General features: G+C 69.2%; 10 protein-coding genes and 2 pseudogenes. 4 read left to right on the top strand and 8 right to left on the bottom strand.

Annotated elements, in window-relative coordinates; genetic code table 11:
* The first annotated feature begins 16 nt into the window (after window positions 1-16).
* Both L2X99_RS01095 and L2X99_RS01090 read left to right on the top strand, forming a co-directional pair.
* Window positions 17-517 carry a hypothetical protein gene (locus tag L2X99_RS01095; protein WP_236125413.1) on the top strand — a complete coding sequence of 167 codons (501 nt, stop codon included), beginning with the start codon at window positions 17-19 and terminating at the stop codon, window positions 515-517.
* Entirely contained in the window at window positions 514-1,059 is a 546-nt protein-coding gene (locus L2X99_RS01090) for an RNA polymerase sigma factor (protein ID WP_236135519.1), read from the top strand. Before L2X99_RS01095 ends, L2X99_RS01090 begins: the two co-directional genes overlap by 4 nt.
* A gap of 57 nt (window positions 1,060-1,116) precedes the next feature.
* Here the strand turns inward: L2X99_RS01090 and L2X99_RS01085 are convergent, their stop codons facing one another.
* Both L2X99_RS01085 and L2X99_RS01080 read right to left on the bottom strand, forming a co-directional pair.
* Complete coding sequence (locus L2X99_RS01085; RefSeq protein WP_236125415.1) at window positions 1,117-2,928, bottom strand: HNH endonuclease signature motif containing protein; 1,812 nt, start codon at window positions 2,926-2,928, stop codon at window positions 1,117-1,119.
* A gap of 82 nt (window positions 2,929-3,010) precedes the next feature.
* Window positions 3,011-3,979 (bottom strand): GlxA family transcriptional regulator, encoded by a 969-nt coding sequence (locus L2X99_RS01080; RefSeq protein ID WP_236125416.1) that lies wholly within the window; start codon window positions 3,977-3,979, stop codon window positions 3,011-3,013.
* Window positions 3,980-4,050: 71 nt separating this feature from the next.
* On the opposite strand from L2X99_RS01080, the gene L2X99_RS01075 reads away from it, so the two are divergent.
* The gene (locus L2X99_RS01075; protein WP_236135518.1) at window positions 4,051-5,286 is read left to right on the top strand and encodes an MFS transporter; all 1,236 of its coding nucleotides are present in this window, start codon (window positions 4,051-4,053) and stop codon (window positions 5,284-5,286) included.
* A gap of 33 nt (window positions 5,287-5,319) precedes the next feature.
* Here the strand turns inward: L2X99_RS01075 and L2X99_RS01070 are convergent, their stop codons facing one another.
* Window positions 5,320-5,553: an NAD(P)H-binding protein gene (locus tag L2X99_RS01070; RefSeq protein WP_236125419.1), complete on the bottom strand. Its 234-nt coding sequence runs from the start codon at window positions 5,551-5,553 to the stop codon at window positions 5,320-5,322.
* 47 nt (window positions 5,554-5,600) lie between these two features.
* Here L2X99_RS01070 and L2X99_RS01065 point away from each other — a divergent pair, with 47 nt between their 5' ends.
* Window positions 5,601-6,197: a TetR/AcrR family transcriptional regulator gene (locus L2X99_RS01065; RefSeq protein WP_236125420.1), complete on the top strand. Its 597-nt coding sequence runs from the start codon at window positions 5,601-5,603 to the stop codon at window positions 6,195-6,197.
* Window positions 6,198-6,321: 124 nt separating this feature from the next.
* On the opposite strand, the pseudogene L2X99_RS01060 reads toward L2X99_RS01065, so the two are convergent.
* The 5 genes and pseudogenes from L2X99_RS01060 to L2X99_RS01040 all read right to left on the bottom strand — a co-directional run bounded on the left by L2X99_RS01060 (window position 6,322) and on the right by L2X99_RS01040 (window position 13,024).
* Window positions 6,322-7,685, bottom strand: a pseudogene (locus tag L2X99_RS01060) (NAD-dependent succinate-semialdehyde dehydrogenase).
* 11 nt (window positions 7,686-7,696) lie between these two features.
* Window positions 7,697-9,172 (bottom strand): NAD-dependent succinate-semialdehyde dehydrogenase, encoded by a 1,476-nt coding sequence (locus tag L2X99_RS01055; protein ID WP_236125422.1) that lies wholly within the window; start codon window positions 9,170-9,172, stop codon window positions 7,697-7,699.
* A 27-nt stretch (window positions 9,173-9,199) separates the two neighbouring features.
* Window positions 9,200-10,761 (bottom strand): annotated as a pseudogene (locus L2X99_RS01050) (APC family permease).
* The gene (locus tag L2X99_RS01045; protein WP_236125423.1) at window positions 10,761-11,645 is read right to left on the bottom strand and encodes a universal stress protein; all 885 of its coding nucleotides are present in this window, start codon (window positions 11,643-11,645) and stop codon (window positions 10,761-10,763) included. Before L2X99_RS01045 ends, L2X99_RS01050 begins: the two are co-directional and overlap by 1 nt.
* Complete coding sequence (locus L2X99_RS01040) at window positions 11,642-13,024, bottom strand: flavin monoamine oxidase family protein (RefSeq protein ID WP_236125424.1); 1,383 nt, start codon at window positions 13,022-13,024, stop codon at window positions 11,642-11,644. The genes L2X99_RS01045 and L2X99_RS01040 overlap by 4 nt, the downstream gene beginning before the upstream one ends.
* Window positions 13,025-13,054: the final 30 nt, after the last annotated feature.

Here is a 13,054-nt window from a genome sequence, read left to right as displayed (position 1 = left end):
CTCCGGGTGATCGGCTTTGAGACGGAACAGCGACATCCGGCGTCGGCACTGGTGGAAGCGTCCGCGCATCGTGGTGCCGATCGCCTTCGGAATCGCGGTGCTCGCGACAGGAGCGGCAGAGTACGTGCCGCTGATGCTCGGCGTCAACGGGACGCCGGTCGACGTCGAGGTGCGCATCCCGATCCACTATGTGACGGACAGTGGTGTGACGATCGACTGCGAGGAGGGCTTGTACGTGGGCGATCCTGCGCATCGCACAGCCGCCGATGAGAAGCTCGCCGACTTCCTGAAGGCCCAGGACTGGAGCGGAATCGGCCAGGAGATCTACGACAAGGCGATCGCGGAGCCCTTCGTCCCCGGCCCGAACGACGACTGGGAGGTTGACACTCAGGAGCTGCGCGACGGCTTCTCGTTCCGCAACGCGGAGAGCCTGATCTATGAGCGGATCCCCGATGAACTGACGCCCGATGGTACAAGCATCGGCGGCACCGGCACCTGCGCAGGGCAGCTGCGATGAGCGACGAGCACATCACCGGCGTCATCCGCGACAACGGCAGCGATCTGCTCGGCTACTTCCTCCGCCGCGTGCAGGATCCGGAGCAGGCGGCCGACCTGCTGGCCGACCTCTTCGTCGTGATCTGGCGGCGCAGGAAGGTCGTCCCGACCACTTCGGAGGATGCCAGGAAGTGGTGCTTCGGGGTCGCGAGAAACGTACTGCGGGAGCATCACCGGGGCAGGACGCGGCGAAACGACCTGGCCGATGCGCTGCGCGATCACCTGGAGACGATCGTCGCCGATCCCGCTCGCGTGGCCGAGGACGGCGAACGGGATGCCGCCGTTCGCGCCGCCGTCCGCAGTCTCGATGCCCGTTCCCGCGAGCTCGTCGTCCTCCTCCACTGGGACGGCTTCACGATCGCCGATGCCGCGGCGCATCTCGGCATGAATCCGTCGACGGCCCGGACCAGGTACGCCCGAGCACGGACCCGCCTCGCGCAGCTGCTCACCGAAGGAGCGTCGCAGCCGAGCGTCCCGGCCGGCGAATCGACCGCGCCAGTCTGAGGTTGATGCGGCATAGCTTCTGACAGGTTTCGTCCTCGTTCCCCTGCGGACGGCGGTTCAGACGAACATGATGCGGCGGGGTGCGGTGTCGGTGTAGTGGCGGCCGTTGGGCGCGGTCCAGACCAGACCGCCGTCTGGGTCGATGCGTGCGGTCCATCGGAACTGGTCGGGCACGGAGGGATGTTTGAGCTGGTGATGGGCCGGGCAGAAGTGGGCGAGGTTGCCGATCGCAGTGGGCCCGCCGAGAGCGTAGTCGTGGTTGTGGTCGAGTTCGCAGGACGCGACGGTGCGGCGGCATCCGGGGAATCGGCAGTGCTGGTCTCTCGCGCGCAAGAATCGGCGCATCCCGTCGGTGGGCGAATACGCGTCGGTCTCTGTGACCATGCCGGTCGGGTCGAGGAAGAGCCTGGCCCACCCGGAACTTCGCCCGGCCAGCTCCCGGGCGATGTCGGGATGCACCGGCCCGATGCCGTCGATCTGTGCCATCTGGTTGTCGGCGCCGGCGAGGGTGGTCGCGGCGACGGTGACCTGGATGCGAGCGGTGATGCCGTCCAGCCCGGTGCCGGACAGTGCGGTGGGGTCTGAGCCGAGCAGCAGGTCGGTGAACAGATCGGCACGGATCTGGTCCAGGGTGCGCTCACCGGCACGCGTCCTGTTCCGGTCGTCGGTGCGATTCAGGTCGGCGAGGAACGCGTCCATCCGGGCGTCGAAGTCGGCTGCGGGTTCCGCGTCGGAAGGGAACCACTCGTCATCGGGGTGTCCGAAGAACGGCCGGCCCGTCGCTCCCTCGAACGGGCCGTCGTCGTACTGGTGGTTGTCGTTGAGGTGGTCATCTCCTGCGGCGAGGTAGGCCTCGATGCGGGTGAGGAACTCCTCGACCGAGTCGGGGTCATCCGGCATCCGGCCCGCCCACATCCCGCCCTGCGGGTCCTCGTCCGCGAACGCGGCCTCGCCGGCCGTCTCGGCGTCGTCGGCGTCCTCGCCGGCCGCCTGGTCAGCGCCGACCACGTGCCCCTCTGCGTCGCCGGCATCCGCGGCCGTGCCCGCCATCGCATCCTCCGCTTCGGCCCGCTCGCGCGCTGCCCGCTCGCGCTCGGTCTGCGCCCGCTCGTGCTCTGCCCGCTCGCGCTCGGTCTGCGCCCGCTCGTGCTCTGCCCGCTCGCGCGCGGCCCGCTCGTGCTCCTCGCGTTCGATCTGTGCGCGCTCGGCTTGTTCGGCCTTCTCGGCGCGCACGACCTCGCGGACGAGCTGGTCGAGCCGGTCACGGATCGCGAAGGCGAGGTGCTCCGGAAGCACGGCGGTCAGCCGGGCCAGGCCGTCCTCGATCGACACGATCTGCACGCACCGCTCCGACCGCGTGCGCTGGTGCCGTTCACGCATCGTCTCTCCCAGAAGCGCGGTCACGACCTGACGGGCGTGGGCCCCGGTGCGTGCCGGGGAGTCCTGCTCCGCGAACGCCAGCACCGCCGTGTCGAACAGGACGGTCACGGCAGGGTCGACCGTGCCATTGACGACGGCCTCATCGATCGCCGCGGCCACCCGTGTGATCTGCCGGGCGTGCGCGACCGTGATCCGCCCCTCCTGGAGCGCATCCAGCACCGCGGGATGATCGGTCAGCGCCCGCGCCGTCGCGAACGCGGACTCCATCGTCCCCCTGGCCAGGCGCCCGGTCGCGGAGAACTCCGCGATCATCGACCGGCGGATCGACTCACGCGCCAGCTGATGCTCCGCGACATCCGCGTCGAACAGCACCTCACGGGCAGCGAGCAGCTCGGCCGCCCGCGCCTCCATCCGATCGATCTCCCGCCGACACTCCACCCAGGCATCGAGAAGAGCATCCTTCTCTTCGAGACTCGACACCTGCACCATGCATCCAGTCTAGAACAGAGCTACGAATCCTGCAAGCGCTGCTTCCGGCTTTTCTCGGAGCATCCGCACTGTCTGCCCGGGCCTACTCATCGGCCCGGAAGGTGCGCCGGTATGCGCTGGGTGTCGTACCGGTGACGCGCCGGAAGTGAATGCGCAGGTTCGTCGGCGTGCCGAGCCCGCACAGGGGTGCCAGCTGGTCGACGGGGAGGTCGCTGGTCTCGAGCAGCTCGCGGGCTCTGTCGATCCGGGCTGAGTTCAGCCACTTCAGCGGTGTCGTCCCGGTCGCGGCGCCGAAGACGCGCGCGAAGGTGCGCGACGACATCCTGGCGTGCCGTGCGAAGTCCGCGACGGTGAGAGGAAGCTCGAGTCGAGCGAGTGCCCATTCGAGGGTCGGAGCGAGGCTCGAAGGTTCATTCGCCGCAATAGCCGGCTTGGGGATGAACTGAGCCTGTCCGCCCTCACGCCGTGGCGCGGCGACGATATCGCGGGCGACCGCGTTGGCCACGGCTGCTCCATGATCCTGGCGCAGCAGATGCAGGCAGAGATCGATCCCACTCGAGACTCCCGCCGAGGTGACGACGTCGCCCTCGTCGACGTAAAGCGCATCCGGGTCGACGACGACCTCGGGGTGCTGTCGCGCAAGCCTCGCGGCGTGAATCCAGTGGGTGGTGGCCCGCCGGCCGTCGAGAAGCCCGGCGTTCGCGAGGGCGAACGCCCCCGCGCAGATGGATACCATCCGAGCCCCGCGACTGTGGGCCTGACGCAGCGCGCTAGCGACATCTTCGGGGATCGAGCCGATGTCTCGGAAAGCAGGAACGATCACGGTATCGGCGGTCTCGAGGGCGTCGAGGCCCCACGGTGCGATCAGCTGCCACCCGTTCATGGTGTCGACCGGGCCGGCCCGACGAGCGCAGAGCACCACGTCGTAGGGGAGCGCTTCGCGGTCGAAGATCTGGAACGGGATGCCCACTTCCATCGGCTGCACTCGCTCCATCGCGAGCACGGCGATCCGATGGCGGGCGGACTCGCGTGGCATGGAGGAACGAACCATGGCAGTAATCTTAGCTAAAGCGGCATTCATGCCACTGGTCGGGCTGCCGCCGGGTCCGGATCATCGATGACATGACCGAATCTTCGACGATCTCAACCCGACATGCGAGCCTTCGGATCGCGCGTCGGTTAGCCCCTTCACAGGCCCTCGCCGTGTTCGGAAGCTCTATCGATCTCACGCTCACCGGGATCGTCGGGCATCACCTCGCCCCGACGGACGCGCTCGCGACGCTTCCCTTCAGCCTGATCGCCGTCGGCGCTCTGTCATCGACATTCGTCGTGTCACGGACGATCGGGCGATTCGGCTACCGCAAGACGTTCGTGCTCTTCTCCGGCGCCGCAATAGCTTCAGGGCTGATCTCGGCGTTGGCGGTGCAATGGGGCTCCTTCTGGCTGCTGTGTGCGGGCACGTTCCTCATCGGCCTGTACGGCGCGGCGACGGGCTACTACCGCTATGCCGCCGCCGACACCGCTCAGGGGGCGCGCGCGGCGGCCGTCACGACGGTGCTGGCCGGCGGGCTCGTCGCCGCCCTGATCGGGCCGTTCCTCGCCACGTGGACCGCGGACCTCCTACCCGTGACCTACGTGGCCAGCTACGTCCTGGTCGCGGTGTTCGGCGTGATCGCCGCACTCTGGAACGCGATGCTCCCCGCCGAGCTCGGGCGCATGACAACAGGCCCGGCAGTAGGCTCGGGCGGGCGGTCCCGGAGAGTGCTGTGGCGCCAGCCGATCCTGCTGGCGGGAGTGCTGACAACGGCATTCGCCGCGGTCGCGATGAACGCGATGATGACAGCGGGCCCCATCGCGGGGATGGCGATGGGCCACAGTGAAGCTGCAGCGGCGTTCGCCGTCCAGTTGCACATGGTCGGCATGTTCGCGCCCGGATTCTTCGTCGCGCGCATCATCGACCGGATCGGCGAGCGGGCCATCACCTCCATCGGGATCGTACTGATTCTCGTTTCAGGCGCGGTCGCAGCCTTCAGCACCGCAGAGTGGGCGTTCTTCACGGCGATGCTGACGATCGGCGTGGGCTGGAACCTCACCTTCAGCGGAGGCAGCGCACTGATCACCAGCACCTACCGCGCCGAAGAACGGGGACGCGTACAGCCCATCGCAGAGACGATCACCGGCTCGTTCCAGGTGATCGGATCCCTCGGTGCCGGCGCGATGGCGAGCGTCGCGGGCTGGCAGCTGCTCGGCCTCGGAGTCGTGGCGGCCTGCTTCCTCGTCGCACTCGCGACCGCGAAGCTCCGGCGGCGTGCCGATCCTTCCCCGGCCCGAGCCGGAACCTCGGATGTCACTCCGTGATGTACACCGCGCGACCGATCCAGTCCGGATGCGTCAGGGCGTCGACCGCCGCGCGGCCGACGGTGTCGAAGGTGGCACGGCATCCGCTCCGGTCATCGCCGCGGCGAGGGCGTCGACGTCGCGGGCATCCGCCTGCGCGACCTCCGTCGACGCCGGCGCGGACGACGGCGTGCGCACGACCGAGACGACCTCGTGTCCCGCTTCGAGGGCGTGGGCGACGGCCCGGCGGCCGGACCTGCCGGATGCTCCGATGATGGCGACGCGCATGCGATTCCCCTCGGGGTGAGTGAACACTTACTCACTAGGATAGGCCCATGGCCGATCCTGCTCCGCCCGCCCGTGAACGCTTCCTCGACGCTGCGCTTCTCGTCATGCGCGAGCGCGGCATCGCGAACGCGACGACCAAGCTCATCGCGCAGCGGGCCGGCCTGTCCGAGGCGCTGCTGTACAAGAACTTCGACGACAAGCAGCACCTGTTCCTGTGCGTGCTCGAAGAGCGCACGCCGCGGGTGCGCTTCGATCCCGATGCCGCAGGCTCGGAGGATCTGCTCGAGGCGCTCATGACGCTGACCGAGCAGCTGATGGCGTTCTTCACGAGCACGTTCCCGCTCGCGGCATCGGTCTTCGGGTCACCCGACCTGCTCGCCCAGCATCGCGACGGCGTCACCGCCCAGGGCAAGGGGCCCGCCGAGGCCGTCACCGAGGTGCGCCGGTTCCTCGACGCCGAGCGCAGAGCGGGTCGCATCCGCCGCGATGCCGACACGACGGCCGCCGCGCGCACGCTCGTCGGTGCCGCGTTCCACCAGGGGTTCCTTGCGGCCTTCTCCGGCGAGGACGATGTGCCGGGTTCGCGGCGGGTCGCCGCCGGCATCGCGGGCGTGCTGCTCCCCGCGCTCAGCGCCGAGGACTGAGCAGCCGCCACCCTGGAACAGGAGTTCCGGCGAGGACAGGAGGATTCCGCGGGCCGAAGCGCACCGCACTGGAATGCAGGACGCCCCACCCGGCGGACCGGGCGGGGCGTCGGCGCTGCGGGACTCACCCCACGCGGATGAGCTTCTTGTTCACGAACTCGTCGGCGGCGAGGTGTCCCAGCTCGCGGGCCGTGCCGCTGCGCTTGATGCCGCCGAAGGGCAGCTCGGGGCTGTCCGCCAGCACGAGGTTGACGTAGACCATTCCGGCCTCGATCCTGTCGGCCACGCGCTCGGCCTGTGCGGCATCCGTCGTGAACACGTACGAGCCGAGCCCGAACGAGGTGTCGTTCGCCAGGGCGACCGCCGCGTCCTCGTCGGCGACGCGGTAGACCACTGCGGCCGGGCCGAACAGTTCCTCGCGGTAGACGTCCATCTCGGGCGTCACGTCGGCCAGCACCGTCGGCGCGAAGAACGCGCCGTCGCGGGTGCCGCCGGTCAGCAGCGTGGCCCCCTGCGCGACCGCGCCGTCGATCTGCTCCTGCAGACGTTCCGCCGCAGCCTCCGACGACACCGGACCGAGCACAGTGTCGTCCTGCATCGGATCGGTCGCGGTGACCGCCGGCCATCGCCGCCGTGAACTTCTCGGTGAACGCGTCGTACAGGCCGTCCACGACGATGAAGCGCTTCGCGCCGTTGCAGGCCTGGCCGTTGTTGTCCAGGCGGGCGTCGACGCCCGCCTGGACCGTGGCGTCCAGGTCATCCGTCGACAGCACGATGAACGGATCTGAACCGCCCAGCTCCAGCGCCACCTTCTTCAGGTTGCGGCCGGCGACCTCGGCGACGGCCGCGCCGGCACGTTCGGAGCCGGTCAGCGAGACTCCGGCGATCCGCGGGTCGGCGATCATCCCGGCGATCTGCTCGTTCGTCGCGAGGATGTTCTGGTACGCCCCGGCGGGAATCCGGCGTCGCGATAGATCTCCGCGATCGCGCTCGACGACTCCGGGCACTGCGGTGCCGGCTTCAGCAGGATCGTGTTGCCGACGATGAGGTTCGGCGCCGCGAAGCGCACGATCTGGTAGGCCGGGAAGTTCCACGGCATGATGCCGATCAGCGGCCCGAGCGAGGAGCGGCGGATGAGGGCCGACCCCTCCCCTGGATCGCGATCGGCTGGTCGGCCATGATCGACTCGGCCTGATCGGCGTAGTACTCGGCGATGTCGGCAGCGAAGTCGACCTCTCCGAGCGCCGCCTCGCGGGGCTTGCCCATCTCTCGGACGAAGATGTCGGCCAGCTCCTCGCGGCGCTCGCGGTGCAGCTGGGCCATCCGGCGGATCAGGCCGGCGCGCTCGGCGACGGTCGACGTGCGCGACCAGCTGCGGTGGGCCTCGGCGGCGGATGCCACGGCCTGCTCGATCTGCTCATCGGTGAGCGTGTCGAACGAGGCCAGGGTCTGCCCGGTGGCCGGGTTGACGACGGCGTAGTCGGTCATTGTGCGTCCCTTCAGTCGTTGGGGATGAGCGTGTACTTGGTGGACAGGTATTCGTGGATGCCCTCGAACCCGCCCTCGCGGCCGACGCCGGACTGCTTGACGCCGCCGAAGGGCGCGGCGGCGTTCGAGACGACCCCGATGTTCAGGCCCATCATGCCCGTCTCCAGAGCATCGATCATGCGGTGCCCGCGTGCCAGATCCTCGGTGAAGACATACGAGACGAGACCGTACTCGGTGTCGTTCGCCAGGCGCACCGCCTCGTCCTCGGTGTCGAAAGTCGCGATCGCCAGCACGGGCCCGAAGATCTCCTCGCGCAGGATGTCGCTGCCCGCGGCGACTTCGGTGATCACGGTGGGCTCGTAGAACGTGCCGACGCCGTCGAGCGCGTTGCCGCCCGCGAGCACGCGTGCGCCACGGCCCACGGCATCCTGCACCAGCTCGTCGGCCTTCGCGACGGCGTCCGCATCGATCAGCGGCCCGATCGCGACGCCCTCCTCGGTCCCGCGGCCGATCTTCATCGCCTTGACGCGCTCGGAGACCCGGTTCGCGAACTCCTCGGCGACCGCCGAGTGCACGATGAACCGGTTCGCGGCGGTGCAGGCCTGGCCGATGTTGCGGAACTTCGCAGCCATCGCGCCCTCGACGGCCTTGTCCAGGTCGGCGTCGTCGAACACGACGAACGGCGCGTTGCCGCCCAGCTCCATCGACACGCGCAGCACGCCCTCGGCGGCCTGCGCGATCAGTTTGCGACCGACCTCGGTCGAGCCGGTGAACGACAGCTTGCGCAGGCGCGGGTCGGCGATGATCGGCGCCGACAGCTTCGACGACGACGACGTCTGCACGACGTTGACGACGCCGGCCGGAAGGCCGGCCTCCTCGAGCAGCTGGGTGAAGAAGATCGTCGTCAGCGGGGTGAGTGCCGGGGGCTTGATCACCACCGTGCAGCCGGCGGCCAGCGCCGGGGCGATCTTGCGCGTCGCCATGGCGAACGGGAAGTTCCACGGCGTGATGAAGAAGGACGGCCCGACGGGACGCTGCGAGACCACCATGCGGCCGGTGCCCTCGGGGTTCACCCCGTAGCGTCCGGAGATGCGCACGGCCTCCTCGCTGAACCAGCGCAGGAACTCACCGCCGTAGACGACCTCGCCGCGAGCCTCGGCGAGCGGCTTGCCCATCTCGAGGGTCATCAGCAGCGCGAGGTCCTCCTTGTGCTCCTGCACGAGGTCGAACGCTCTGCGCAGGATGTCGCTTCGGGTGCGCGGCGGCGTGGCCGCCCAGGCATCCTGAGCGGCCGCGGCGGCGTCGAGGGCGCGGATGCCGTCGGCGGGGGTGGCATCGGCGATCGAGCGGATGACCGCGTTCGTGGCGGGGTCGTGCACGTCGAACGTGCGACCCTCCTCGGCGTCGACCCATTCGCCGCCGATGTAGAGACCCGTGCGGACCCGGTCAAGCAGGTCCTGCTCGTTCTGTGCGAGTGCAGTGCTCATGGTTTCTCTTTCTCTGTCGAAGGTGAATCAGCGGCGGCGACTGGGCGGTGCGTCCACGCTCAGCACCGTGCCGCGGAAGAAGTCGGGAGAGACGAGTCTCTGGACGAGCATCAGCACCCCGCCGAAGAGGAGGAGGCCGACGCCGATGAAGAACACGATGCCGATGCCGCCCTCGCCGTTCGCGTCCGCTCCGATGGCGATCGAGCCGTAGTCGGGCGCGAGGCTGTCGATCGCGGTGATCACGAACAGCACCAGCAGGATGATCCCCCCGACGAGAGGGCTGGCGAATTTGAAGAAGAAGTCCTTGCCCGAGTCGAACCACTGGTGGCGGAAGTACCACACGCAGGACAGCGCGGTGATGCCGTAGTAGAAGCAGATCATCATGCCGAGTGCGAGGATCGTGTCCCACAGCGCGTCCTCGCTGAGGAAGCGCATCACGGCGTAGAAGCCTCCGGCGACGACGGCCGAGACGATCGTCGCGTACCCGGGCGTGAAGAACCGCGGGCTGACCCCGGCGAACTTCTTGGGCATGGCCCCGTAGTGGCCCATCGCCAGCAGCGTCCTGGCCGGCGAGATGAAGGTCGACTGCAGCGACGATGCCGACGAGGTCAGCACCGCCAGCGACAGCAGGAATGCCAGGCCGCCCATCACCGGACCGGACAGCGCGAAGAACACGTTGCCGCCGATCTCCTCGTTCCTGAGCCCGAGACCCGTGTCGCCGATTCCGGAGTACATCAGGCTGCTGACGGTGAGCAGCAGGTAGATCGCGATGATCGAGACCACCGTGAGCATGGCCGCGCGCCCGGGGTGCGCTCCGGGTCCTTCGCCTCCTCGTTCATCGTGAGGGTGACGTCCCACCCCCAGAACATGAACACCGAGGCGGAGAGGCCCATCACGACCATGGACAGGCCGCCCTGGATCTCGAACGGGTTGAACCATGCCAGTTCGGGCATATGCGCGTCGAACCCACCGCCCTGCACGGTCTCGACGATCGCCATCACGGCGAACAGCACGAGGATCGCGATCTGGAACGCGACCAGCCCGTACTGCATCTTCTGCGAGGTCGACACGTCGCGGTACGACACCCAGGCGGCGAGCGCGACGAAGGCCAGGCATACGGCGACGTTCACGAACGGGTTGCGAGTGATCTCGGCGATGGCCCCGTTGCCCGAGATCTGCGAGATCAGCAGGAAGAGGAAGTCGACGGCGATGCCGGCGAGGTTGGACAGCACCAGGATGGTCGCGACGATCAGGCCCCAGCCCGCCATCCAGCCGACGTACGGCCCGAACGCCCGTGTGGCCCACGTGAACGAGGTGCCCGAGTCGGGCATGGCCTTGTTGAGTTCGCGGTACCCGAAGGCCACGAGCAGCATCGGGATGAATCCGAGCAGCAGGATCGCCGGCACCTGGAATCCGACCGCACCGACGGCCCCGCCGATTCCGGCCGTGTACGTGTACGCCGGTGCGATGCACGAGATGCCCATCACCAGGGCGCCGAGGACGCCCACCGTCCCGACGCTGAGCCCCTTGCGGGAGATGCCCGTGGTCACAGAGGACTCGGGCTCCATCGCCCGGTTCGCGGTGGTCATCAGCGATCTCCTGCTTCGGTGCGGGTGCGCGGCACCACGATCATGGGGACGGGCAGCTCGCGCAGCATCTTCGCCGCGGTCGAGCCCAGGAACAGCCGGCGCGGCTGCGCCAGGCGACTGGAGCCGACCAGCACGATCTCGCCTGACAGCCAATCCAGCTGCGCCACGGCGTCCTCGATGCTGTCGCCGCCGGCCTGCAGCACCTCGACATCGGTGTCGGCGGGCAGCCGATCCCTGGCCGCGGCGAGCACCTGGTCGACGTGGGCGTCCTTCACGAGAGTGATCGCGCCGGTGTTCAGCCCCGGTGGCACGTCGAGCGGCATCAGCGAGATCAGGCGCACAGCCGCACCGGATGCCGCGGCCAGGCGCACGGCACTCTCCAGCAGCCGATCGGCGCCCGGACGGGTGCCGGTGGCGACCGTGATGCGCGGCAGCCCGGCATCCGTCTCGCCGGACAGACCTGCCGGGGCCAGCGCGACCGGCACGGTCGAGGTGTGCAGCAGCTCGGATGCCACGGACCCCAGACGGTGCCGTCGCAGAGCGCCGCCGTTCGCGGCGCCGAGCACGAGCAGACCGGCGCCGAACTCATCCGCGGCGGACAGCAGTCCCGCGCCGAACGATTCCGCGAAGCGCACGTGGCCGCTGTGCGCGAGGCCCTCGGGGATGGCGGTGACAGCATCCTCCAGCCAGCTGCGCGCCTGGTCGCGGAGCAGGTCCTCATAGGCGCGCTCCGGGGCGACGGCCTTGCTCCGCGTCCCCTCGAAGGGGAGCACGATCACGAGCCGCAGTGCGGCATCGGTGGCTCTGGCGAGCCGGATGCCGAGGGTGAGCGCGTCAGCGCCGGCGGCCGTTGCCGTGTAGCCGACGACGATCGGGCTGGTCATGCGCCGTCCGCCGCCAGGATGTTCGCCGCGGCGAGACGCCCCATGCGGATGGCGCCGTCGACGTGCTGGTAGCCGGCGCCGGCCATGTCACTGCAGGCGAAGTGGATCGGGCCGACCGCGGCGCGCAGGTCGGCGCCGTAGCGATGCAGGCCGCCCATGTCGAAGCTCGCGGCGTAGGCGCCGCGCGTCCACTCCTCGCTGCCCCAGTCGCTCTCGTAGTAGACGACCGGGCTCTTGGCCTCAGGGCCGTAGTAGTGCGAGAGCGACTCGAGGATGCGCTCCTTGCGCTCCTCGGCCGAGAGCGTGAACAGGTCGTCCGCGTTCTGGTCGCTCACGAAACCGACCAGGGTGCCCCGCTCGTCGCCGTGGTTGGTGTTGTCGTAGGCCTCGTGCGAAAGCTCGTACGGGCTGAACGCCGTGCCGGACAGACCCTGCTCGCGCCAGAACGGCCGGTCGTAGACCGCGTGCACTTTGATCACGAAGCCCATCGAGAGGTGCTGGTGCAGCTGGTGCTGGCGGCGCGGCAGCGCCGGCACGAACGAGATGCGGTCGTACAGCACCGGGGCGTGCGCGAGGACCGCATAGCGCGCTCGCACGGTCAGGTCGCCGTCGGCGTGTGCCACGACGTTCTGGGCCCCTGAGCCTGTCGAAGGGTCGCCCCACTCCAGGGAGCGCACAGCGCTGTTCAGGAACACGTCGTCACCGAGACGCTCGGCGAGCAGCTGCGGCACCTGCTGCAGACCCCCGACGACCCGCTTGTCGAGGATGAAGTCGGCGTCGACGAGGTTGGAGTACGAGCCGGCGGATGCCGCCATCAGCAGCGACTGCAGCAGCGAGAAGGCGTGCGTGGGCTTGGTGAGCATCGCCGAGCCGGTGGCGAAGGCGAGGTTGCGCACGGCCTCGTCGTCATCGGTCTGCTGCCGCAGCCAGGCGTCCCAGGTGATCGCGTCCCACTCCGCGGCGTTCGGGTGCTCCCACGGACGGTCGGGGTCGATCTCGGCGACCATCGCGTCGAGACGCTCGGTGATCTCGGCGATCACAGCCTCGGTCTCGGGCTCCACCGGGAACATCTCGCCGGTGAAGCGGTGCGCCTGCCCGTCGGGGCCGACGTAGACGCTGTCGCCCTCGCGGTAGCGGCTGAACGTCTCCAGCCCCAGGTCGGCGATGGTCTCCTTCAGGGCGTCCTGATCGGGAGAGACCCACTGACCGCCGATCTCGAGCATCGCGCCCTCGATGACGTCGGTCCAGAGGCGTCCGCCGACGCGGTCGCGTGCCTCGAGCACGGCGACCGTCAGGCCCGCCTTGCGCAGCTGATCGGCCGCCGTCGTGCCGGCAGCGCCGGCCCCGATGATGACCACGTCACGAGTGATGTCCGTCATTGCACAGATCCTTCTCTTCTCGGAATGGTG

The organism is Microbacterium sp. KUDC0406, assembly GCF_021582875.1.
Classification (GTDB): domain Bacteria; phylum Actinomycetota; class Actinomycetes; order Actinomycetales; family Microbacteriaceae; genus Microbacterium.
This window is presented reverse-complemented; position numbering and strand designations above follow the sequence as displayed.